This window comes from Achromobacter sp. RW408, assembly GCF_003184165.1.
In the GTDB taxonomy this organism is placed as follows: Bacteria; Pseudomonadota; Gammaproteobacteria; order Burkholderiales; family Burkholderiaceae_B; genus Achromobacter; species Achromobacter xylosoxidans.
In genome coordinates this window covers 1,317,003-1,337,829 of sequence record NZ_QHHO01000046.1, presented here as the reverse complement: position 1 = coordinate 1,337,829, position 20,827 = coordinate 1,317,003, and the positions used below count along the sequence as shown (strand labels likewise).

Annotated in this window: 19 protein-coding genes; 15 read left to right on the top strand and 4 right to left on the bottom strand. The window is 67.7% G+C overall.

The genetic code is table 11. The features are described 5' to 3' along the window. The first annotated feature begins 31 nt into the window (after positions 1–31). The 12 genes from atpE to DK459_RS16220 all read left to right on the top strand — a co-directional run bounded on the left by atpE (position 32) and on the right by DK459_RS16220 (position 13,593). On the top strand, positions 32–274 hold the full coding sequence (gene atpE / locus DK459_RS16275; protein ID WP_003815363.1) for a F0F1 ATP synthase subunit C: 243 nt from the start codon (positions 32–34) through the stop codon (positions 272–274). Positions 275–416: 142 nt separating this feature from the next. Continuing rightward, on the top strand, positions 417–887 hold the full coding sequence (locus DK459_RS16270) for a F0F1 ATP synthase subunit B (RefSeq protein ID WP_006227275.1): 471 nt from the start codon (positions 417–419) through the stop codon (positions 885–887). A gap of 12 nt (positions 888–899) precedes the next feature. Continuing rightward, the gene (locus DK459_RS16265; RefSeq protein ID WP_006386765.1) at positions 900–1,439 is read left to right on the top strand and encodes a F0F1 ATP synthase subunit delta; all 540 of its coding nucleotides are present in this window, start codon (positions 900–902) and stop codon (positions 1,437–1,439) included. Positions 1,440–1,470: 31 nt separating this feature from the next. Continuing rightward, positions 1,471–3,012, top strand: a complete 1,542-nt coding sequence (gene atpA / locus DK459_RS16260; protein WP_006386766.1) for a F0F1 ATP synthase subunit alpha — start codon at positions 1,471–1,473, stop codon at positions 3,010–3,012. A 99-nt stretch (positions 3,013–3,111) separates the two neighbouring features. Further along, positions 3,112–4,017 (top strand): F0F1 ATP synthase subunit gamma, encoded by a 906-nt coding sequence (gene atpG, locus DK459_RS16255; protein WP_006386767.1) that lies wholly within the window; start codon positions 3,112–3,114, stop codon positions 4,015–4,017. Between the two features lie 43 nt (positions 4,018–4,060). Next, complete coding sequence (gene atpD / locus DK459_RS16250; protein ID WP_006386768.1) at positions 4,061–5,461, top strand: F0F1 ATP synthase subunit beta; 1,401 nt, start codon at positions 4,061–4,063, stop codon at positions 5,459–5,461. A gap of 9 nt (positions 5,462–5,470) precedes the next feature. Next, a complete protein-coding gene (locus tag DK459_RS16245) occupies positions 5,471–5,896 on the top strand; it encodes a F0F1 ATP synthase subunit epsilon (protein WP_006386769.1) in 426 nt (141 codons plus the stop codon). A 190-nt stretch (positions 5,897–6,086) separates the two neighbouring features. After that, a complete protein-coding gene (locus tag DK459_RS16240; protein WP_026385149.1) occupies positions 6,087–6,863 on the top strand; it encodes a hypothetical protein in 777 nt (258 codons plus the stop codon). 169 nt (positions 6,864–7,032) lie between these two features. Continuing rightward, complete coding sequence (hemE, locus tag DK459_RS16235) at positions 7,033–8,106, top strand: uroporphyrinogen decarboxylase (RefSeq protein ID WP_054443749.1); 1,074 nt, start codon at positions 7,033–7,035, stop codon at positions 8,104–8,106. 362 nt (positions 8,107–8,468) lie between these two features. Further along, a complete protein-coding gene (locus tag DK459_RS16230; RefSeq protein ID WP_024067548.1) occupies positions 8,469–10,574 on the top strand; it encodes a primosomal protein N' in 2,106 nt (701 codons plus the stop codon). A 55-nt stretch (positions 10,575–10,629) separates the two neighbouring features. Beyond that, positions 10,630–12,693, top strand: a complete 2,064-nt coding sequence (locus tag DK459_RS16225; RefSeq protein ID WP_006386773.1) for a UvrD-helicase domain-containing protein — start codon at positions 10,630–10,632, stop codon at positions 12,691–12,693. A 72-nt stretch (positions 12,694–12,765) separates the two neighbouring features. Then, positions 12,766–13,593, top strand: coding sequence for an AraC family transcriptional regulator (locus tag DK459_RS16220; RefSeq protein WP_024067549.1), 828 nt, complete (start codon positions 12,766–12,768; stop codon positions 13,591–13,593). Positions 13,594–13,617: 24 nt separating this feature from the next. On the opposite strand, the gene DK459_RS16215 is transcribed toward DK459_RS16220, so the two are convergent. Further along, on the bottom strand, positions 13,618–14,676 hold the full coding sequence (locus DK459_RS16215; protein WP_026385151.1) for a low specificity L-threonine aldolase: 1,059 nt from the start codon (positions 14,674–14,676) through the stop codon (positions 13,618–13,620). 138 nt (positions 14,677–14,814) lie between these two features. Between DK459_RS16215 and DK459_RS16210 the strand changes: the two genes are divergently transcribed. Then, the gene (locus DK459_RS16210; RefSeq protein WP_006386776.1) at positions 14,815–15,654 is read left to right on the top strand and encodes a class II glutamine amidotransferase; all 840 of its coding nucleotides are present in this window, start codon (positions 14,815–14,817) and stop codon (positions 15,652–15,654) included. Here the strand turns inward: DK459_RS16210 and DK459_RS16205 are convergent. Beyond that, a complete protein-coding gene (locus DK459_RS16205) occupies positions 15,621–16,457 on the bottom strand; it encodes an SDR family oxidoreductase (protein ID WP_006386777.1) in 837 nt (278 codons plus the stop codon). The genes DK459_RS16210 and DK459_RS16205 overlap by 34 nt on opposite strands. Positions 16,458–16,585: 128 nt before the next feature. Between DK459_RS16205 and DK459_RS16200 the strand changes: the two genes are divergently transcribed. Continuing rightward, the gene (locus DK459_RS16200; protein WP_054443751.1) at positions 16,586–17,518 is read left to right on the top strand and encodes a GlxA family transcriptional regulator; all 933 of its coding nucleotides are present in this window, start codon (positions 16,586–16,588) and stop codon (positions 17,516–17,518) included. 29 nt (positions 17,519–17,547) lie between these two features. On the opposite strand, the gene dapD is transcribed toward DK459_RS16200, so the two are convergent. Beyond that, entirely contained in the window at positions 17,548–18,528 is a 981-nt protein-coding gene (gene dapD, locus DK459_RS16195; protein ID WP_006386779.1) for a 2,3,4,5-tetrahydropyridine-2,6-dicarboxylate N-succinyltransferase, read from the bottom strand. Positions 18,529–18,685: 157 nt separating this feature from the next. Here dapD and ppk2 point away from each other — a divergent pair, with 157 nt between their 5' ends. Beyond that, a complete protein-coding gene (ppk2, locus tag DK459_RS16190; protein WP_006386780.1) occupies positions 18,686–19,606 on the top strand; it encodes a polyphosphate kinase 2 in 921 nt (306 codons plus the stop codon). An 84-nt stretch (positions 19,607–19,690) separates the two neighbouring features. On the opposite strand, the gene DK459_RS16185 is transcribed toward ppk2, so the two are convergent. Beyond that, entirely contained in the window at positions 19,691–20,818 is a 1,128-nt protein-coding gene (locus tag DK459_RS16185) for a M20 family metallopeptidase (RefSeq protein WP_047993053.1), read from the bottom strand. Between the last annotated feature and the right edge of the window lie 9 nt (positions 20,819–20,827).

Here is a 20,827-nt window from a genome sequence, read left to right as displayed (position 1 = left end):
TTGACTTCAGATTTCTAACCAAGGAGTTGTCATGACCAACGTCGCTTTCGTTGCTCTCGCTTGCGGTCTTATCATCGGTCTGGGCGCTATCGGCGCTTGCATCGGCATCGCACTGATGGGCGGCAAATACCTGGAAGCTTCGGCTCGTCAGCCTGAACTGATGAACGCTCTGCAAACCAAGATGTTCCTGCTGGCTGGCCTGATCGACGCGGCATTCCTGATCGGCGTGGGTATCGCCATGCTGTTCGCCTTCGCCAACCCGTTCGTCGGCTAAGGCACGCCCGCCGGCGAAAAGGCGGGTCATGACGCTGGCGGCGATGCGGGCTTGAGCCCCGTCGCCGGCCGGCAAAGTATCGAGTGCTCCGCGTTGCCCGTCCCGGGCGCCGTCGGAGCCGCAAGGTGTTAAAGGAACGACCGTGAATCTGAACGCGACGATCATTTTCCAGATGCTCGTGTTCTTCGTTCTGGGCTGGTTCACGATGAAATTCGTGTGGCCTCCTCTGACGAAGGCGATGGACGAGCGCCGCCAAAAAATCGCCGACGGCCTTGCCGCCGCGGAGAAGGGCAAGGCCGATCTGGCCCAGGCCCAGGCGCGTGTCAGTCTGATCGAGGCTTCTGCCAAGTCCGAAAACCACGCCCGCATCATCGAGGCCGAGAAGCAAGCCGCCTCCCTGATCGAGCAGGCCCGCCGTGAAGCGGAAGCCGAGCGTGCCCGCATCGTGGCGCAAGCTGCACAGGATGCCGCGCAGGAAGTCCAGCGCGCCCGTGATTCGCTGCGCGACGACGTCGCCGCGCTGGCCGTCAAGGGTGCTGAGCAGATCCTCAAGCGCGAGGTTGACGCCCGCGCCCACGCCGAGCTGCTGAACCAGCTTCGCGCGCAGCTTTAATCCGGGACCGTCATGGCTGAACTTTCCACTGTTGCCAGGCCGTACGCCGAAGCCCTGTTCGCCGCCGCGCGCGACGACAAGGCGGGCCTGCAGGCTTGGGCCGACCTGGTCAGCGAGCTGTCGCAGGTCGCCTCCAACCCCGACGTGCGCGAGGCCATGGCCGATCCGCGTCTGGGTGACAAGCAGCGCGTCGAGCTGTTCACCGGCCTGGTGAAGGCCGAACTGCCCCAGGCCGCCCGCAATTTCATCGAGCTGCTGGTCGAAAACGACCGGTTGCTGCTGCTGCCCGAGATCGCCACGCAATTCGTGGTGCTGCGGAACCGTCACGACGGCACGGCGCAGGCGGAAATCACCAGCGCGTTCGAGCTGAGCGACGCCCAGGTCCAAGAACTGGTCGCCGCCCTCGAGAAGAAATTCGGCCTGAAGCTCAAGCCCGTCGTCACCGTCGACCAGTCGTTGATCGGCGGCGTGCGCGTGGCCGTCGGGGACCAGGTGCTCGATACTTCCGTACAAGCCCAATTGGCCCGCATGCGCGATACGCTCGCCGCTTAAAGGCAGCACTAACAGGATTCCAGGAGTCAATATGCAACTCAATCCCTCCGAGATCAGCGAACTGCTCAAGAGCCGCATCGAGGGCCTGGGCGCTTCGGCTGATGTCCGTACTCAGGGCACCGTCGTGTCCGTGACCGACGGTATTACCCGCATCCACGGCCTGTCCGACGTGATGCAGGGCGAAATGCTCGAATTCCCCAACAACGTCTTCGGTCTGGCGCTCAACCTCGAGCGTGATTCCGTCGGCGCCGTTATTCTCGGTGACTACACCGGCGTGTCCGAAGGCGACGCGGTCAAGACGACCGGCCGCATTCTGGAAGTGCCGGTCGGCCCCGAGCTGAAAGGCCGCGTGGTCAACACGCTGGGCGAGCCGATCGACGGCAAGGGCCCCGTGAACGCCAAGGCCACCGACATCATCGAAAAAGTGGCCCCCGGCGTTATCGCCCGCCGCTCGGTGTCGCAGCCGCTGCAAACCGGCATCAAGGCTATCGACTCGATGGTTCCCATCGGCCGTGGCCAGCGCGAACTGATCATTGGCGACCGCCAGACCGGCAAGACCGCCGTGGCCGTCGACACCATCATCAGCCAGAAGGGCAAGGGCGTCACCTGCGTGTACGTCGCCATCGGCCAGAAGGCTTCGACGATCAACAACGTGGTGCGCAAGCTGGAAGAGCACGGCGCGATGGAATACACCATCGTCGTGGCCGCCTCGGCTTCGGACTCCGCCGCCATGCAGTACCTGGCCGCCTACGCCGGCTGCACGATGGGCGAATACTTCCGCGATCGCGGCGAAGACGCCCTGATCGTCTATGACGACCTGACCAAGCAAGCCTGGGCCTACCGCCAGGTCTCGCTGCTGCTGCGCCGTCCGCCGGGCCGCGAAGCCTACCCGGGCGACGTGTTCTACCTGCACTCGCGCCTGCTGGAACGTGCCGCCCGCGTGAACGAAGACTACGTCGAGAAGTTCACCGATGGCGCCGTCAAGGGCAAGACCGGCTCGCTGACCGCGCTGCCGATCATCGAAACCCAGGCGGGCGACGTGTCGGCCTTCGTTCCGACCAACGTGATCTCGATCACCGACGGCCAGATCTTCCTGGAAACCGACCTGTTCAACGCTGGTGTGCGTCCCGCCATCAACGCCGGTATCTCGGTGTCGCGCGTGGGCGGCGCCGCCCAGACCAAGGTCGTCAAGAAGCTGTCCGGCGGTATCCGTACCGACCTGGCGCAGTACCGTGAACTGGCCGCCTTCGCGCAGTTCGCCTCGGACCTGGACGACGCCACCCGTCGCCAGCTCGAGCGCGGCAAGCGCGTGGTCGAACTGCTCAAGCAGCCGCAATACCAGCCGCTGCAGGTGTGGGAACTGGCCGTCACGCTGTACACGGTCAACAACGGCTACCTGGATGACGTGGACGTGGCCCAGGTGCTGTCGTTCGAAAAGGCGCTCAAGGACCAGCTCAAGGCCAAGCACGCCGCCCTGATCCAGCGCGTCGAAGACACCAAGGAACTGTCCAAGGACGACGAAGGCGAACTCGCCGCCGCCATCCAGGAATTCAAGAAGCACGGTGCTTTTTAAGAAAGTGATGGGTTAGGCGTCAGCTGCGCCTCACCCATCCTTATCGGATGGTTGAGGCGCAAGCGCCAACCCATCGGCCAGTCTTCACAGGAAAGCGCAATGCCCGGAATTAAGGAAATCCGAACCAAGATCAAGAGCGTGCAAAACACGCGCAAGATCACCAAGGCGATGGAAATGGTCGCCGCATCCAAGATGCGCAAGGCGCAGGAGCGGATGCGCGCGGGCCGTCCGTACGCCACCAAGGTGCGCGAGATCGCCGCGCACCTGATGCAGGCCAACCCCGAGTACAGCCACCCGTACCTAGTCGAGCGCGAAGTCAAGGCGGTCGGCGTGGTCATGGTGACGACGGACAAGGGTCTGTGCGGCGGCTTGAACACCAACATCACCCGCGTGGTGCTGTCGAAGCTGAAAGAGTTCGAGAAAAACGGCATCGCCGTTCAAGCGACCGCTTTCGGCAACAAGGGCGTGGGCGTGCTGTCCCGTATCGGCGCCAAGCTGGTTTCCCAGGAAGTGCAACTGGGCGACAAGCCGCAACTGGATCGCCTGCTGGGCGCGATCAAGGTGCAGCTGGACGCCTACCTGGAAGGCCGCATCGACGCGCTGTACGTGGCTTCGACCCGCTTCGTCAACACGATGAAGCAGGAGCCGCTGTTCCTGCGTCTGCTGCCCCTGGCCAGCGGTTTGGAAGATCCGTACCAGACGGGCGCCGAAAGCCTGGCCAAGACTTCGGAAGTGAAATCGGATTACAGCTGGGATTACATCTACGAACCCGACGCTCGTAGCGTGATCGACGACCTGCTGCAGCGTTACGTGGAAGGCCTGCTGTACCAAGCCGTGGCCGAGAACATGGCTTCGGAGCAGTCGGCCCGGATGGTCGCCATGAAGGCGGCGTCGGACAACGCCAAGAAGGTCATCGGCGATCTGCAGCTGGTCTACAACAAGACCCGCCAGGCCGCGATCACCAAGGAAATTTCGGAAATCGTAGGGGGCGCTGCCGCCGTCTGAGGCAGGCAGCATCCCGTCAAAAGCTATCAAGCAAGGAATCGACATGAGCAACGGAACCATCGTTCAGTGCATCGGCGCCGTGGTGGATATTCAGTTCCCCCGCGATCACATGCCCAAGATCTACGAAGCGCTTACTCTGGTCGACGAGGGTTCCTCGTTCGCCGAAAAGGGTCTGACGCTGGAAGTGCAGCAACAGCTGGGTGACGGCGTGGTGCGTACCATCGCCCTGGGCTCCAGCGACGGCCTGCGCCGCGGCATGAAGGTCGCCGGCACCGGCGCCCCGATCTCGGTGCCGGTCGGCACCGGCACGCTCGGCCGCATCATGGACGTGCTGGGCCGCCCGATCGACGAAGCTGGCGAAATCCAGCACGACGAAAAGCGTGGCATTCACCAACCGGCTCCCCGTTTCGACGAGCTGTCGCCGTCGGTGGAACTGCTGGAAACCGGCATCAAGGTTATCGACCTGGTGTGCCCGTTCGCCAAGGGCGGCAAGGTCGGCCTGTTCGGCGGCGCCGGCGTGGGCAAGACCGTCAACATGATGGAACTGATCAACAACATCGCCAAGCAGCACAGCGGCTTGTCGGTGTTCGCCGGCGTGGGTGAGCGTACCCGTGAAGGCAACGACTTCTACCACGAAATGGAAGAGTCGAACGTTCTGGACAAGGTCGCCATGGTGTTCGGTCAGATGAACGAACCCCCGGGCAACCGTCTGCGCGTGGCGCTGACCGGCCTGACGATGGCCGAGAAGTTCCGCGACGAAGGCCGCGACATCCTGTTCTTCGTGGACAACATCTACCGCTACACCCTGGCCGGTACCGAAGTGTCGGCGCTGCTGGGCCGTATGCCGTCGGCGGTGGGCTACCAGCCCACGCTGGCCGAGGAAATGGGCAAGCTGCAAGAGCGCATCACGTCCACCAAGACCGGCTCGATCACCTCGATCCAGGCCGTGTACGTGCCCGCTGACGACTTGACCGACCCGTCGCCCGCCACCACCTTCCAGCACTTGGACTCGACCGTCGTGCTGTCGCGTGATATCGCCGCCCTGGGTATCTACCCGGCCGTGGACCCGCTGGACTCGTCCAGCCGCCAGCTCGACCCGCAAGTCGTCGGCGAAGAGCACTACGCCGTGGCCCGTGGCGTGCAGCAGACGCTGCAGCGCTACAAGGAACTGCGCGACATCATCGCGATTCTGGGCATGGACGAACTGTCGCCGGAAGACAAGCAGGCCGTGGCCCGCGCCCGCAAGATCCAGCGTTTCCTGTCGCAGCCGTTCCACGTGGCCGAAGTGTTCACCGGTTCGCCCGGCAAGTACGTGCCGCTGGCCGAAACCATCCGTGGTTTCAAGATGATCGTGAACGGCGAGTGCGATGCGCTGCCGGAACAGGCCTTCTACATGGTCGGCTCGATCGACGAGGCCTTCGAGAAGGCCAAGAAACTGCAATAAGGAACCGATATGGCTACCCTGCATGTGGATGTCGTCAGCGCAGAGGAAGCGATCTTCTCCGGTGAGGCGAAGTTCGTGGTGCTGCCTGGCGAGGCGGGTGAGCTGGGCATCCTGCCCGGCCACACCCCGCTGATCTCGCGCGTACGCCCCGGGACGGTCAAGATCGTCCGTGCCGACCAAGGCGAGGAGAACATCTTCGTCGCCGGGGGCATTCTGGAAGTGCAGCCGGGCAGCGTGACGGTCCTGGCCGACACCGCCATCCGCGCCGCCGACCTGGACGAGGCCCGTGCCCTGGAAGCGCGCAAGCGCGCCGAAGAGGCCCTGGCCAACGCCAAGGACAAGGCGGACATCGCGGTTGTCGAGGCCGAGCTGGCCATGCTGGCGGCGCAAGCCATCGCGGCGCGCAAGCTGCGCCAAGGCGGCCGCTCGCACTGAGCGCAAGCATGACCTGCCGGGGTTCGCCCCGGATCCGGGAAAAGCGGCCATGGGCCGCTTTTTTCATTTGCGCGGCCACGGCTGCGCAACCCCTCGGTCAGCCGCAGGCCGGCCTGCGTTCGCTACGAATGGCGGCCCGGCTGGCGCGCCGGTAGCCTTCAGGCATTGCAATTCGAAGCTGGAGGGTGGCGTGCGAGAAACCATGGATTGCGGGGTGCTGCTGGCGCCCGGCCACGAAACCGCCATGGGCGACTGGGTCGCGCGCGACCAGCCGCGGCTGGCGCGGGTGCGTTTGCATCTGGTGCACCTGCGGCTGCCGGGCAGCGGTCCGGGTGGTCCGGATACGCACGCGCTGGCGGGGCTGGCGGTGGGGTTGCGCCGCTACGATCACTGCGTCCTGCCGGTCGCGCCGGCTTCGCTGGCGTGGACCCGCATGTCCTTGCAGCAGGCCCGCGGCACGCTTGCCACGCCCATCCTGCTGCTGGTGCACGACATGACCGCGCCCGCCATCGAAGACCTGCTGCGCCTGGGCGCCGCCGATTTCATCGCGTCGCCGTACTGCCTGGAAAGCCTGCGCGTGCGGCTCGGCCGGCTGGCGCGGCGCGCGCCCTTGCCGGGCGGCCTGGTGGAAGAACCCGGCGTGATATACGCCGCCGCCGCGCCACGCGCCGTTGGCGCGGCCGACGTCCGGCCGCGGGTGCCTCGGCAGGTGTTGCAACAGGGGCTGGCGGGGATGCGCTACCAGCCGGGCCGCGAAGCCCAGGAACCCTTCCGGCAGGCCAAGGCGCGCGTGGTCGATGGTTTCGAATCCGACTATATCCGCCTGGCGCTGTCCCGCCACCAGGGCAACGTGGCGCGCGCCGCGCGCGCCTCCAGCAAGCATCGGCGGGCTTTCTGGGCGCTGATGCGCAAGCATGGCATCGATGCCGGACCCTACCGCCGGCAGGCCGAGCAGGCGCGAGACTAGCGCCGGCGGCCCTGCCCGGCAGCGGTTGCGCGGCGGTCGCGGCGCCGCGTGTCGCCAACCCGTGACGAAAGCGCGGCGGCTTGCGTCACGGCAAGCCCGGATCGCGTGCGCGCCGCACCCTGTCAGCTTGGGGCAGTAAAATCACGGCTTCCGATCATCGAGGATAGTCGTGTCCGCTTCCGTCTTGAAGAACGATGTGTTCTTGCGCGCGCTGCTGCGCGAGCCCGTGCCCTACACCCCGATCTGGCTGATGCGCCAGGCGGGCCGCTACCTGCCCGAATACCGCGAGACGCGGGCCCGGGCCGGTTCCTTCATGGGCCTGGCTCAGAATCCGGACTACGCCTCGGAAGTCACGCTGCAGCCGCTGGAGCGTTTCGACCTGGACGCGGCCATCCTGTTTTCCGACATCCTGACCGTGCCGCACGCCATGGGCCTGGGCCTGGACTTCGCCGAAGGCGAGGGGCCGCGCTTTGCCCGTCCGGTGCGTACCGAGGACGACGTGGCGCGCCTGGCGGTGCCCGACATGGACAAGCTGCGCTATGTGTTCGATGCCGTCGGCACCATCCGCCGCGACCTGGACGGCAAGGTGCCGCTGATCGGCTTTGCCGGCAGTCCCTGGACCATCGCCTGCTACATGGTCGAAGGGCAGGGCAGCGACGATTACCGGCTGATCAAGACCATGCTGTATTCGCGTCCGGACCTGCTGCACCGCATCCTGGAAATCAACGCCGAAGCCACGCTGCAATACCTGAACGCCCAGATCACGGCGGGCGCGCAGGCCGTCATGCTGTTCGACAGCTGGGGCGGTGTGCTGGCCGACGGTCTGTTCCAGCAGTTTTCGCTGGCCTACACCCGCAAGGTGGTGGCCGGCCTGACGCGCGAACACGAAGGCCGCCGCGTGCCGGCCATTGTCTTCACCAAGGGCGGCGGCCAGTGGCTGGAAGACATCGCCGCCTGCGGCTGCGACGCCGTGGGCCTGGACTGGACCGTCGACCTGGCGGCGGCGCGGCGCCGCACCGGCGACTGCGTCGCGTTCCAGGGCAACCTCGACCCGATGGCCCTGTTCGGCGGCGCCGACGCCATCCGCGCCGAGGCTCGCCGCGTGCTGGACGCTTTCGGGCCGGTGGGCAAAGGTGGGCATGTGTTCAACCTGGGGCATGGCATTTCGCGCTTCACTCCCCCAGACGCGGTAGCGGAATTGGTGGATGAAGTCCACCGTCACAGCCGTTCGCTCAGAGGGTAAGTGAGTGAACGCTTCGGCCCGCAGGGCCGGGCGTCGAGGCCTCCCGAGCGCAGTTGTGCACAGCAAGATTGCGCTCGGGGAAAACCCTTTATAAGCTATTTTACAATCTTGGAAGTTTGTACAAGTCGTTGTTTTTAATGGAATAAAATAAGTTTTCAACAGGATTGCAAGACTTGATGCAATCTTGCCTTATTCCAATATTTAACGTTGCCCCGGCCTTTTCCCCAAAGTTATCCACAGGCTTCCCCTGGCGTTCTGGAAGGGGTTGAGGCGACAATCCCCTCTGGCCGGCCCGGCCCATTTTCCCGACACCGTTTTCCCGACTTGCGGGCCCGCACCGTCCATGTTCCGTTTTCTCCTCCATGTCTGAAGTCTTCGCGCTGGTCGAATCCACGCCGGCCGCGCCCGCGGCGGTCTGCTGGGTGCGCGTCGCGCTGGACGTGCCCTTGCCCGGCCCATTCGATTACCGCCACCACGAGCCGATCGCCGCCGGCCTGCGGGTGATCGTGCCGTTCGGCCGCCGCAAGCTGATCGGCGTGGTGGTGGACAACCCGGCCGAGCCGTCCTACGAGCCCAGGCAGATCAAGCCGATCGAGGAAGTGCTGCGCGACCTGCCGCCCTTTGACGAAGGCTGGCTGCGCCTGGCGCGCTTTGCCGCCGAGTACTACCAGCGGCCGCTGGGCGAGGTGATGCTGCCGACGCTGCCGCCGCCGCTGCGCAAGCCGACCGCCTACCAGGGCAAGCGCTCGGCCGGCGGCCCGGTGGCGCGGCTGGACGGACGCAAGCGCAAGGCGGTCCGCGACCCGGCCACGGCCGACCAGCCGCCCGAGCTGAACGATGCGCAGCGCCAAGCGGTGGACACCATCGCGGGGCTCGCCAGGTTCAAGCCCGTGCTGTTGTATGGCGTGACTGGCAGCGGCAAGACCGAGGTCTACCTGCGCGCCGCCGAAAAAGTGCTGGCCACGGGCCGCCAGGTGCTGCTGCTGGTGCCGGAAATCAACCTGACGCCGCAGCTGGAAGGCGCGTTGCGCGCCCGGCTGGAAGGCCTGCTGGGGCCGGACGGCCTGGCGGTGCTGCACAGCGGCCTGTCCGATGGCGAACGACTGCAGGCCTGGGCGCGCGCGCAGCGTGGCCAGGCGCGCATGCTGCTGGGCACGCGCATGGCGATCTTCGCGCCCATGAGCGAGCTGGGCCTGATCGTGGTCGACGAAGAGCACGACGCCTCGTACAAGCAGCAGGACGGCCTGCGCTATTCCGCGCGCGACCTGGCGGTGTGGCGCGCCCATGATCTCGACATTCCGGTGGTGCTGGGCTCGGCCACGCCGTCGCTGGAAACCTGGCAGCATGCCGAGCGCGGCCGCTACCTGCGGCTGGCGCTGCCGGCGCGCGCCCGCGCCAGTTCGCTGCCGGCCATGAAGCTGGTCGACACCCGCCGCCTGCAGATGAAGCACGGCATGTCGCCGCAGTTGCTGGAGGCCCTGGGCGAACGGCTGGCGCGCAAGGAACAGTCGCTGATCTTCCTGAACCGCCGCGGTTACGCGCCGGTGCTGCATTGCCAGTCCTGCGGCTGGGTCAGCAATTGCCCGCGCTGCACCGCCTTCACGGTGCTGCACCGCGCCGCCGGCCGCGGCCACCGCCTGCAATGCCACCACTGCGGCTACCAGGCGCCGGTGCCGCATGCCTGCCCCGAATGCGGCGACCAGGACCTGGCGCCGATGGGGCGCGGCACGCAGCGGGTCGAGGAACACCTGGCCGAACTGTTCCCCGAGGCGCGCATCCTGCGCATCGACGCCGACAGCACCCGCAAGAAAGGCAGCGCCGAGGCGTTGTTCGCATCGGTGCATGCGGGCGAGGTCGACATCCTGGTCGGCACGCAGATGGTGTCCAAGGGCCACGACTTCGCGCGGCTCGGGCTGGTCGGCGTGCTCAACCCCGATTCGGCATTGTTCGCGCATGATTTCCGCGCGCCCGAACGCCTGTTCGCCCAGTTGATGCAGGTGGCGGGCCGCGCCGGCCGCCACCAGGGCAACGGCCAGGTCATCATCCAGACCGGCTATCCCGAGCAGCCGGTGTACCAGGCGCTGCTGCGCCACGACTACGCGGGCTTTGCGCGCCATGCGCTGCAAGAGCGCGAAAGCACCGGCCTGCCGCCGTTCGCCTACCAGGCCCTGCTGACGGCCGAGGCGCGCGAGCTGGCGGTGGCGCAGGCTTTCCTGCAACAGGCGCGCGCCCTGCCCGAAGGCGAGTGGGCCGCCGATTTTCCGGGGCTGGACGCGATCATGCTGTACGACCCGGTGCCGTTGCGCGTGGTGCGGGTGGCCAATATCGAGCGCGCCCAGCTGCTGGTGGAGAGCACCAGCCGCCCGGCGTTGCAGGCCTTCCTGGCGTCGTGGTCGCACCACCTGCCGTACCTGGCCAACGAGGCCCGGGTGCGCTGGCAGCTGGAGGTCGACCCGCTGGAAATCTGACCCGCGCGCCGCGCCCGTCCGATTACTCTATGTCGTTCCCCTTTCCCCGAATCCCATGTCCGCACACGAACCCATCGGCCACGGCCTGAACCCCGCGCAGAAAGAGGCGGTGCTGTACCTGGACGGTCCCTGCCTGGTGCTGGCCGGCGCCGGCAGTGGCAAGACGCGCGTCATCACGCAGAAGATCGCCTACCTGCTGCGCGAATGCGGCTACATGGGCCGCAACGTGGTGGCGCTGACCTTCACCAACAAGGCCGCGCGCGAAATGGACGAGCGCGTCAGGACGCTGGTGGACCGCAAGCTGGGCAAGGGCCTGACCATCAGTACCTTCCACTCGCTGGGCGTGAAGCTCCTGCGCGAAGAGGCGCGCAACGCGGGTCTCAAGCCGACGTTCTCGATCCTCGACGCCGATGACGCCATGGCGATCATCCAGGAATTGCTGGCCACCACCGACAAGGGCCGCCTGCGCCACGTGCAGGGCATCATCTCGCTGTGGAAGAACGCGCTGATGGAGCCCGACGATGCCGCGCGTGAAGCCATCACGCCGGGCGACGTCGAGGCAGCCAACGTCTACCGCAGCTACGCCGCCACGCTGGCCGCCTACCAGGCGGTGGACTTCGACGACCTGATCCGCATCCCGGCCATCCTGCTGGCCAACAACGAAGAAGTGCGCACGCGCTGGCAGAACCGCGTGCGCTACCTGCTGGTCGACGAGTACCAGGACACCAACGTCTGCCAGTACCGCCTGGTGCAGCTGTTGACCGGCCCGCGCGCCATGTTCACCGCGGTGGGAGACGATGACCAGGCCATCTACGCCTGGCGCGGCGCCACCATCGAGAACCTGGCCAAGCTGACCACCGACTATCCGAACCTCAAGCTCATCAAGCTGGAGCAGAACTACCGTTCGGTGCAGCGCATCCTGGCCGCGGCCAACCAGGTGATCGAGAAGAACCCCAAGCTGTTCGAGAAGAAGCTGTGGTCGGACCTGGGCGTGGGCGAGCCGATCCTGGTGTCGGCGATGGACGGCGAGGAACACGAGGCCGAGTCCATCGCCATGAAAATCTCGGCCTCGCGCTTCGAGCGCCAGGCGCAGTGGAAGGACTTCGCCATCCTGTATCGCGGCAACCACCAGTCGCGCATCCTGGAGCAGGCGCTGCGCAACCTGAAGATCCCGTACACGATCGCGGGCGGCCAGAGCTTTTTCGACAAGGCCGAGGTGCGCGACATCCTGGCCTATCTGCGGCTGCTGGCCAACGACGAGGACGATCCGGCCTTCATCCGCGCCGCCACCACGCCCAAGCGCGGCATCGGCCAGGCCACGCTGCAGACGCTGGGCCAGTATGCCGCCAGCCGCGAGCTGTCGCTGCTGGCGGCGGTCGACGAGACCGGGCTGGAAAGCCTGCTGGCGCCGCGCCAGCTCGAACCGCTGCGCACCTTCACCGAATTCATCCGCCGCATGCAGTGGCGCGCCGGCCGTGGCGCCACCGCCGGCGCCGATGGCGCGCCGGCCGAACCCGCCGGCGTGATCCTGGACGACCTGGTGCAGGCGATCCAGTACGAACGCCATCTGTTCGAGCTGTTCGATGAGCGGCCGGCGCAGACCCGCTGGCAGAACGTGCTGGAACTGACCGGTTGGCTCAAGCGCAAGGCCGAAGAGGACAACATGTCGCTGTTCGAGCTGGTGCAGCACGTGGCGCTGGTGACCATGCTCGAGCGGGGCGAGGAAGAGGAACCGGACGCGGTCAAGATGTCGACGCTGCATGCCTCCAAGGGCCTAGAGTATCCGCACGTGTACCTGGCGGGCGTCGAAGAAGGCCTGCTGCCGCACCTGGGCAAGGACGACGAAGTCGGCGACCCGGCGCGCGCCGCCGAGAATCTGGCCACCCGCATCCAGGAAGAACGGCGGCTGATGTACGTGGGGATCACCCGCGCCCAGCGCAGCCTCAACCTGAGCTGGTGCAAGCGCCGCCGCCGCGCGCGCGAGGACCTGGTGCGCGAGCCGTCGCGTTTCATCGAGGAAATGGGCCTGGACGCCCCGGGCATCCAGGAAGACGAGGCCACCGCGGCCATGAATCCCAAGGAGCGCATGGCCATGCTCAAGGCCTTGCTGAAGAAATAGCGCCGCAATAAATTACATGACGGGAGGCGCGTCCAGGACCTATACCTGCCGCTTTGCATCATGGCGCCAACGATGAAGGACGATGTGCGTTACCAAGCGGTGTCCGGCACGCCCGGCCTGGTGCTGGGCGTGGCGCGCCTGGTCGACTTCCAGTTCGACCGGCACTACCACGTCGACTATCACGTCGGCCTGGTGACCCAGGGCGTGCAGCGCCAGACCTTCCGTGGCCGCAGCACGCTGCTGGGGCCGGGCGGTATCGCCCTGATGCCTCCCGGCGAGGTGCATGACGGTGCTGGCGTGGCCGACTATGGCCAGTCGTATACCCTGAAGACCTTCCGCATCGCGCCCGAGTTGATGCGCGATTTCATCGCCGAGGTATCGGGCGGCGCGCCGGACGAACGCTTCCTGGGCACCCTGATCGAGGATCGCGCGCTGGCGGCCCGCTTCGTGGCGCTGCACGCATCCTGGATGGCGGACGCGGCCGCCGGACCGCTGGCGCACGAGGCCGCGTCGCTGGCGTTGATGGGCGCGCTGTTCGCGCGCACCGGCACGGTGGCGCCGCAGGCGGTGCGCGGCGGCCTGTCGCCCGCGCACCAGCGGACGGTGCTGGACTACTGCCAGGGCCATCTGGGCGACAAGATCGGGCTGGAAGACCTGGCCCGGCTGTGCGGGCTGAGCCGCTACCAGTTCCTACGCCGCTTCGCGCTGTCGGTGGGCCTGACGCCGCACGCCTGGCTGACGCGGTTGCGCCTGGAACGGGCCTGCGCCGCGCTGGCGCGCGCGCCAGCCACGATCGCGCAGGTCGCGGCCGATGTCGGCTTCTACGACCAAAGCCATTTCAATCGGGCCTTCCGCGCCGCCTACGGGGTGCCTCCCTCGGCCTACCGGCGCGCGGCTTGAGCGGGGCGCAGCCCCGGGGCATCCCTACCGCGCCAGCGCCCGCAATGCCGCCAGGAAATGATCGACATCCTGCTCGCGGGTGCTGAACGAGGTGACCAGCCGCGCCACGCCCGGGCCCCAGCGGTCATGGTAGAAGCGAAAGCCTTGTGCCAGCAGGCCGTCGATGGCCGCGGCCGGCAACTGGCAGAACAGGATGTTGGCCTGGACAGGTCCCTGCAAGGCCACGCCGGGCAGGCCGTCCATGCCGGCCGCCAACCGCGCCGCCATGGCGTTGGCCTGGCGCGCATTGTCCAGCCACAGGTCGTCCGCCAGATACGCTTCCATCTGCGCCGACAGCAGCCGCATCTTCGAGAACAGGTGGCCGCCGCGCTTACGCCGGTAGGCCAGTTCCGTGGCGCGCCCCGGCTCGAACAGCACGATGGCCTCGGCGCCCAGCACGCCGTTCTTGGTGGCGCCGAACGACAGCGCCGCGACGCCTGCCTTCCAGGTCATTTCCGCGGGCGTGCAGCCCAGGCTGACCAGCGCATTGGCGAAGCGCGCGCCATCCATGTGCAGGGGCAGCCCGGCGTCGCGGCAGATGGCGCCGATGGCCTGGATCTCGTCCAGCGAGTAGACGCTGCCGGTCTCGGTGGCCTGGGTGATGCTGACGCAGGCGGGCGGCATCGAATGCACGTCGCCGGCCTTGCGGTGCGCTTCATGCGCCAGCTGCCCGGGGTCGAGCTTGGAGGCGGCGCCATCGAGCAGCGCCAGGCGCGCGCCGCCGCTGTAGAACTGGGGCGCGCCGCATTCATCGTTGGCGATGTGGCTGTGCGCATGGCACAGCACGCTGCCCCAGGGCGGCGTCAGCGCCGCCAGCGACAGCGAATTGGCGGCGGTGCCGGTGGGCACCAGCAGCACGTCGACCTCGTGCTCGAAGATCTCGGCCAGGCGGCGTTCGACCCGCAGGGTGATGTCGTCGGCGCCGTAGGCGGGGGCCTGTCCCTCATTGGCGTGCAGCAGCGCGGCCAGTATCTGCGGGCTGGCGCCGGCGGTGTTGTCACTGGCGAAGCCCAGCTGTGGCGAAGGTGAGGCGGGGGTGTCCAAGGCGGATGCTCCGGCGATACAGACAAGCCTCGGACTATGCCCGGCCCGGACGGCGCCGACTTGTAGAAAATTGCGCCCCGCTCCTACACTGGGACCGGCCCGCCGCCACTGGCCGGGCCGGTTTCCAAGGAGCGCATCATGTGCCGCTGGCTGGCTTATACCGGGAGTCCCCTGCAAATGGAGAGCGTGCTGTTCAAGGCCACGCACTCGCTGATCGACCAGAGCCTGCATGCGCGCATGGGCGCCACCACCACCAACGGCGACGGTTTCGGCCTGGGCTGGTACGGCCGGCCGCCCGAACCGCCGTTCCGCTACCGCAGCGTGCATCCGGCCTGGAACGACCGCAACCTGCGCGAGGCCGCGCGCGCCATCCATTCGCCGCTGTTCGTGGCCCACATCCGCGCCGCCACCGACACGCCGGCGCAGGAAACCAATTGCCATCCGTTCCGCCATGGCAACTGGCTGTTCGTGCACAACGGCGTGATCCGCGACTATCCGCTGCTGCGGCGCGATCTGATGCTGATGATCGCGCCCGCGTATTTCGGTTCATTGGAGGGGTCGACCGATTCCGAGGTGATGTTCCTGCTGGCGCTGACCTTCGGCCTGGAAGAAGATCCGCTGCCGGCGCTGGCGCGCATGGTGGGGGCGGTCGAGGAAACCGGCCGGCGCCACGGCGTGGCACGGCCGATCAACATGACGGTCTGCGCCCTGGACGGCGAGCGCCTGATCGCGGTGCGCTATTCCAGCGAGCGCGATTCGCGCACGCTGTTCCACAACACCTGCGTGCGGCACCTGCGCGAGCTTTATCCCGACGACCCGAAGGTCGCGGCGCTGGACGACGACGCCTTCCTGCTGCTGTCCGAGCCGCTGAGCGAGATGCCGGGCGCCTGGGAAGAGGTGCCCGAATCCACCGCCATCATCGCCGGCCGCGGCCGGGTGGATCACTATCCGTTCGTGCCGGTGCCGCCGGGCGCCTGAAGCCCGTAGCGCGGCGCTGGCGTGTTGCGTGACAGCTCCGGCCCCAGGGCCTGGCGCGCGGCTTCCAGGCGTTCCAGCAGGGCCGGATCGGTCAGCGAAGGAATGGTGATGAACTCACCTTGGTCCAGGCCCGCCAGGGCGCTGCGCACCATGTCGTCCGCGCTCATCACGATGGCGGCCGGCAACTCGCTGGCCGGCCTGCCTGCCAGGTCCCAGAACTCGGTGCCGGTGGCGCCGGGCAGCACCGCCTGGACGCGCAGGCCCTTGTCCGCCAGTTCGTGGCGCAGCGACTGCGAGTAGGCCAGCACATAGGCCTTGCTGGCGCCGTAGACGCCGTTCAGCAGCTCGGGGTGCAGACCGACGATCGACGCAATGTTGATGATGGTGCCGCCACCGCGCGCCACGAAGGCGGGCGCCGCGGCCATGGTCAGGTGGGTGAGGGCGCTGATGTTCAGGTCGATCATGGCCTGCATCTGGCCGGGCTCGGATTGCAGCAGCGGCGCCACCGCGCCGATGCCGGCGTTGTTCACCAGCAGGGTCAGCGTGTCGTCCTCGCGCAGCGCCTGCGCCACGCGTTGCACGCCGTCGGCCCGGGACAGGTCGGCCGGCAGCACGCGCACGTCGCGGCCGGTCTCGGCGCGCAGGCGCGCGGCCAGGGTTTCCAGGCGTTCGACGTTGCGCGCCACCAGCGTCAGATCGTGGCCGCGCAGGGCCAGATGATGGGCGTAGCGCGCGCCGATGCCGGATGAGGCGCCGGTGACCAGGGCGCGGCCGGGAATGTTGCCAAGCGGGGTGTTGCTCATGAGATGTGCTCCGAAAAGAGGGACGGCGGGTTGTGCCGGTACGCTTGCAGAGTAGAGTCGGGATGGAATATCCTCAATGACATAGAAACGTCTTTTTCAGACATACGGCAAGAACGGACGGCGCCGCCATGAAAACCATCGCGATCCTGTTGCACCCTGGGTTCCAGCTCATGAGCCTGGCGGCCAGCGCCGTCTTCGAGATGGCCAACCGGCAGACCGGCGAGCCGGCCTATCGGGTCGTCCTGGTGTCCGAGCATGGCGGCCCCGTGGCCAGTTCGCTGGGGTTCGCGCAGGACACCATCGGGCTGGGGCGACGCACCTTCGACACCTTGATCGTCGCAGGCGACAACACTGCCGAAGGCGCTTCCGACAGCCTGTTGCGCGCGCTGCGCGGCGCCAGCCGGCGGGTGCGCCGCTGCGCCTCGATGTGCACCGGCGCATTCGTGCTGGCGCAGGCCGGCCTGCTCGATGGCCGGCGCGCCACCACCCACTGGTTCTATGCGCGCCGCCTGCAACGCGAGCACCCGCGCGTCAAGGTGGACGAGGACCGCATCTTCGTGGCCGACGGCCCGATCTGGACGTCAGCGGGCATGAGCGCGGGCATCGACCTGGCGCTGGCCATGGTGGAAGCGGACCTGGGGGCGGAAATGGCGCGCGCCGTGGCGCGCAAGCTGGTGCTGACGCAACGCCGCGCGGGCGGGCAGTCGCAGTATTCGGCGTTGCTGGAGCTGGATGCCAAGTCCGACCGGGTGCAGACGGCGCTGGCCTACGCCAAGGCCAACCTGAAGGCGGAATTGTCGGTGGAGGAACTGGCCCGCGCCGCGCACCTGAGCCCGCGCCAGTTCAGCCGCGTGTTCCGCCAGGAAACGGGCCAGTCTCCGGCCAAGGCGGTGGAGCACCTGCGGCTGGAAGCGGCGCAGGACATGATGCAGTCCGGCCGCCACGCGGCCGAGGTGGTGGCGCGCGAAACCGGCTTTGGCGACCGCGACCGCATGCGCAAGGCTTTTCTGCGCGCGTTCGGCCAGTCGCCGCAGGCGATGCGGCGGTTGCTGCACGCCTGACGACGGCGCCGCGCCGCGGGCCCGCCCGATCAGTGCCCCGTGTGCAACGCCGGGTTCAAGGTGCCCCAGGCCGCCGTGCGCACCAGCGTCTCGACCGCGCCGGTCTGCGAGTTGCGGCGGAACAGCAGCCCGTGCTGGCCGGCCAGCTCCACGGCCTTCACCACCGCGCCTTCCGGCGTCAGCACGCGCGTGCCGGCGGTGATGTAGCAGCCGGCCTCAACCACGCAGTCGTCGCCCAGCGAAATGCCGATGCCGGAGTTGGCGCCCAGCAGGCAGCGCTTGCCGATCGCCACGACCTGTTTGCCGCCGCCGGACATGGTGCCCATGATGGAGGCGCCGCCGCCGATGTCGGTGCCGTCGTCGACGATGACGCCGGCGCTGATGCGGCCCTCGACCATCGACGCGCCCAGGGTGCCGGCGTTGAAGTTGCAGAAGCCTTCGTGCAGCACGGTGGTGCCGGCCGCCAGGTGCGCGCCGAGCCGCACGCGGGCGGTGTCGGCGATGCGCACGCCGGCGGGCACGACGTAGTCGGTCATGCGCGGGATCTTGTCGACGCCGCGAATCTCCAGGACCTGCCCGGTGGCGCGCAGTTGCCAGCGCAGCGCCTCGACCTGGTCGACGGCGCACGGCCCGGCCGAAGTCCACGCGACGTTGGCGAGCACGTTGAACAGCCCGTCCAGGTTGACGCCATGCGGCCGGACCAGCCGATGGCTGAGCAGGTGCAGCCGCAGGTAGGCGTCATGCGCGTCGGCGGGCGGGGCGTCGAGCGAGGCGATGGCGGTGCGCACGGCGACGATGTCGACCTTGCGCCGCGTGTCGCGCCCGAGCGAGGTGGGCACGTACTCGCCCAGCGCCGCGCGGGCTTCCTCCGGCGTCAGGTGCCGGGTTCCGCCCGCCGGCGTGTGGTCGGCCAGGGACGGGCGCGGATACCAGGTGTCCAGGATGGCGCCGTCGGCGGCGATCGTGGCCAGGCCGTAGGCGATGGCGCTGCTTGCGGGGTTTTCTTGCATGGCGTGTTTTTCTGCTGGGCCTCTCTCGGCGAACATTTTAGGGCCAGTTGACCGCGGGCAGGGGCCTTGATCGCCTGTCACATTCGCCAGCCACCCTAGCGCAGATCCGGGCGCACGGCGCGTGCGCCGACGACTGAAACGACAATGGGAGGCCGCCATGGAGAATGGGCTCGAACGCGATACGGATGCGTTGCAGCGCCAAATGCGCCTGCAGGAAGACCTGATCGATAGCCTGGACGAAGAGCTGGAGATGGAACTGGACGACTGGCGGGTGGGCAATGGCGCCGCCGGCGGCGACAGCTGGCACGCGCAGCGGCGGCTGTACTTTCGCGAGCTGTTGCGGCTGCAGGGCGAGCTGGTCAAGCTGCAGGATTGGGTGATGCATGGCGGCCACCGCCTGGTGGTGCTGTTCGAAGGGCGCGACGCGGCCGGCAAGGGCGGCGTCATCAAGCGTATCACGCAGCGCCTGAATCCGCGGGTGTGCCGGGTGGCCGCGCTGCCCGCGCCGACCTCGCGCGAACGCACGCAATGGTATTTCCAGCGCTATGCCGCGCACCTGCCCGCCGCCGGCGAGATCGTCCTGTTCGACCGCAGCTGGTACAACCGGGCCGGGGTGGAGCGCGTGATGGGGTTCTGCAGCGATGCCGAGTACGAGGAATTCTTCCGTTCGGTGCCCGAATTCGAGAAGATGCTGGTGCGCAGCGGGATCCAGATCATCAAGTACTGGTTCTCGGTGTCGGACAATGAACAGGAATCGCGCTTCCAGAGCCGTATCGACGATCCGCTCAAGCAATGGAAGCTCAGCCCGATGGACCTGGAAAGCCGGCGCCGCTGGGAGGCCTACACGCAGGCCAAGGAAGTCATGCTGGAGCGCTCGCACATTCCGGAATCGCCCTGGTGGGTAGTGCGCGCCGACGACAAGAAGAAGGCGCGGCTGAACTGCATCAGCCACCTGCTGGAACAGGTGCCCTACCAGGCGGTGTCACATGCCGACGTGGTGCTGCCCGAACGCGTCCATCACGAGGACTACCTGCGCCATCCGGTGCCCGAAGAGATGTTCGTGCCGGAGAAGTACTAGGCGGGCGCCGCCCGCGCTGCGCACCGCGCGGGCGCGTGATGCGGGCGGGCCGTGGCCACGGCCCGCCGCTTCATCGGACCGGCGTTACGCCAGTTCCTTCAACAGCAGCTCCCAGAACTTCAGGCGCTGTTCCAGCGTCGATACCAGGATGTACTCGTTCAGCGTGTGCGCGCCGTCGCCATCGGCGCCCAGGCCGTCCAGCGTCGGAATCCCCATGGCCGAAGTGAAGTTGGCGTCGCTGCCGCCGCCGGTCATCGGCGCGTCTTCCAGCAGGAAACCGGCGCGTTCCGCGTAGCCCTGCACCAGCGCCAGCAGCGCGGCGGCTTCCTCGGTCTTCACCATCGGCGGGCGGTTCAGTTCCACGTCGATGTCCAGTTCCACGTCCGGGCCCACCGCGCACAGCTCGCGCATGCGGCGCAGCACGTCTTCGGCCGCGCCCATGTCGGGCACGCGGAAGTCCACCACGCAGCGGCACAGCGCCGGCACGGTGTTGGTCACGGTGCCGCCGGCGATGGTGCCCACGCTCACGGTGATGCCGCGCTCGTAGTCCGTCATCGCTTCCAGCGCCAGCACCTGGTGCGCCATTTCGCGGATCGCGCTGCGGCCCTTCTCGTGCTGCATGCCGGCATGGGCCGGGCGGCCCTTGACGTTCAGGTTCAGCATGCCGGTGCCCTTGCGCGCCGTCACGCACTTGCCGCCGTTCGGGCGGGCCGGTTCGCACACCAGCGCGTACTTGGCGTTGGCGGCGAAACGCTCGATGTGCGCGCGCGAGGCGTGGCTGCCGGTTTCCTCGTCGGGCACCACCAGGAAGTCCACCGGCAGTTGCGTCGCGCCGGGGCGGGCGACCCCGGCCAGGGCGGTCAGCGCCAGGTAGATGCCGGCCTTCATGTCATAGCTGCCGGGGCCGTAGAGGCGGTCGCCGTCGATGCGCACCGGGTTCTCCAGCAGCGTGCCGACCGGGTGCACCGTGTCCATGTGCGCCAGGATCAGGATGCCGGGGCGGGTGTCGCCAGCGGCGCGGTTGGTGGCGTACAGCAGCGGGCCGGTGGCGGGGCCGAGCGACGACAGTTCCACCGTCAGGCCGGCCGCGGCGGCGTAGTCGGCGATGATGCGGGCCATGGCGGCGATGCCGTCGGGGAAGTTCGAGGGCGATTCGCATTGCAGCCAGCTCTGGATGCCGGCGACGAGTTGTTCAGTGCGGGAAGTGGACATGGCGATTCT

Bases quoted from the DNA above. Each gene is read 5' to 3' on its own strand.
- atpE (WP_003815363.1), top strand. From the start codon at position 32: ATGACCAACGTCGCTTTCGTTGCTCTCGCTTGCGGTCTTATCATCGGT.
- DK459_RS16265 (WP_006386765.1), top strand. From the start codon at position 900: ATGGCTGAACTTTCCACTGTTGCCAGGCCGTACGCCGAAGCCCTGTTC.
- atpA (WP_006386766.1), top strand. From the start codon at position 1,471: ATGCAACTCAATCCCTCCGAGATCAGCGAACTGCTCAAGAGCCGCATC.
- atpG (WP_006386767.1), top strand. From the start codon at position 3,112: ATGCCCGGAATTAAGGAAATCCGAACCAAGATCAAGAGCGTGCAAAAC.
- atpD (WP_006386768.1), top strand. From the start codon at position 4,061: ATGAGCAACGGAACCATCGTTCAGTGCATCGGCGCCGTGGTGGATATT.
- DK459_RS16245 (WP_006386769.1), top strand. From the start codon at position 5,471: ATGGCTACCCTGCATGTGGATGTCGTCAGCGCAGAGGAAGCGATCTTC.
- DK459_RS16230 (WP_024067548.1), top strand. From the start codon at position 8,469: ATGTCTGAAGTCTTCGCGCTGGTCGAATCCACGCCGGCCGCGCCCGCG.
- DK459_RS16225 (WP_006386773.1), top strand. From the start codon at position 10,630: ATGTCCGCACACGAACCCATCGGCCACGGCCTGAACCCCGCGCAGAAA.
- DK459_RS16220 (WP_024067549.1), top strand. From the start codon at position 12,766: ATGAAGGACGATGTGCGTTACCAAGCGGTGTCCGGCACGCCCGGCCTG.
- DK459_RS16210 (WP_006386776.1), top strand. From the start codon at position 14,815: ATGTGCCGCTGGCTGGCTTATACCGGGAGTCCCCTGCAAATGGAGAGC.
- DK459_RS16205 (WP_006386777.1), bottom strand. From the start codon at position 16,457: ATGAGCAACACCCCGCTTGGCAACATTCCCGGCCGCGCCCTGGTCACC.
- DK459_RS16200 (WP_054443751.1), top strand. From the start codon at position 16,586: ATGAAAACCATCGCGATCCTGTTGCACCCTGGGTTCCAGCTCATGAGC.
- dapD (WP_006386779.1), bottom strand. From the start codon at position 18,528: ATGCAAGAAAACCCCGCAAGCAGCGCCATCGCCTACGGCCTGGCCACG.
- ppk2 (WP_006386780.1), top strand. From the start codon at position 18,686: ATGGAGAATGGGCTCGAACGCGATACGGATGCGTTGCAGCGCCAAATG.
- DK459_RS16185 (WP_047993053.1), bottom strand. From the start codon at position 20,818: ATGTCCACTTCCCGCACTGAACAACTCGTCGCCGGCATCCAGAGCTGG.